This window comes from Pseudomonas sp. IT-P171 (assembly GCF_949767765.1).
GTDB lineage: Bacteria > Pseudomonadota > Gammaproteobacteria > Pseudomonadales > Pseudomonadaceae > Aquipseudomonas > Aquipseudomonas fluorescens_B.
Window position 1 is genome coordinate 1 of the sequence record NZ_CATKQN010000039.1, and the last position, 371, is coordinate 371.

The following is a 371-nucleotide window of genomic DNA, read 5'->3' on the forward strand; positions in this document are numbered from 1 at the left end:
CTGGGGCAGTTCTTCGACGGACAATGCGCGGCACAATCGCTGCGGCCAACCGGTGCGACAGGATGATCCGGCGGGGAGCCGATTGCTGCCCGAGTACGGGCTGTCGGGTGTGGTCCTCGCCGAAGTCCGTCGTTTCCTCGACAGCCTGGATCCGCCGGACTGGCCCTTCGCCGAGACTGAACGCAACAGCTTGCTGGAGCCGGGTGACGGTTCGCAGTCTGCCTGGCACTTCGCAGCCACTGGTGAGGCGCTGAGCCAGACCGATGCCAAAGGCCACGTCCGACACTTCGCCCATGATCGGGCCGGCCAGCTGCGCGAAGTTCGCCTGCAACGGGCCGGACAACCTGCCGCCGAAACGCTGGTCAGCGCCA

General features: G+C 66.8%; 1 pseudogene. It reads left to right on the forward strand.

Annotated elements, in window-relative coordinates:
* A pseudogene (locus ACM6I5_RS19840) lies at positions 1-371 on the forward strand (hypothetical protein); the annotation flags it as partial.